At 36.6% G+C, this 628-nt stretch carries 1 protein-coding gene; it reads right to left on the reverse strand.

Features of this window, described 5'->3' with window-relative positions; genetic code table 11:
* Positions 1-446 precede the first annotated feature (446 nt).
* Positions 447-628, reverse strand: a 182-nt coding sequence (locus IE182_RS32365) for a hypothetical protein (protein ID WP_229845302.1), incomplete at its 5' end; no start/stop codon positions are given.

Genomic DNA, 628 nt, shown 5'->3' on the forward strand with positions numbered 1-628 from the left:
TTAGGTAAGCCTTATAAGATCTATAGATAGGCCTAGTAGGTTCTTATATAAGGCTAGTAAGTATATGTGTAGTAAAGCTCTAGTACTTCTTATGGGATTATATGAAGTCTATAGATGGCCTCTTAGGTATGTACATAGAAAAGCCCAGGTACCTTAGTTAGGCCTGGGCAATATTCTTATTCTTGGCAACCTATGGTACTATCTGAGTCTAGGATTATTATATGTTCTGATTCATATATGGGTTCTTGGTTTGTGGGTTTATTCGTTTGGCAATGGGATATAATACCGGTATAGATATCGTATAAGAAAATATGTAGGCCTTGGGTTAGGTCTAGTTTATTTATTTCTTCTTGTTCTCTTAGAGTCCAGGTGTCAATGGCATCATCCTTAAGAATCTTGGTTAGGTATTCGAAATGGGTTTCCATTGTGATATATGTATTATAGGGTTAGTATTCGCAATATTCTCGTTCAAGGTATATGTTGAAGTCTTTGAAAAGTTTTATACCAGGTATAGGACCATCCTCGTCTTCGTCCCAGGCATAGTATTCGATAAAGGTAGGAGTATAGCCTTCTACGTCTGTGACTGAGATTTCGTAATAGTAGTCTGGTTTGAAGTCTTCGATAAAGT

The sequence above is a fragment of the Streptomyces cinnamoneus genome (assembly GCF_014650495.1).
Classification (GTDB): domain Bacteria; phylum Actinomycetota; class Actinomycetes; order Streptomycetales; family Streptomycetaceae; genus Streptomyces; species Streptomyces cinnamoneus.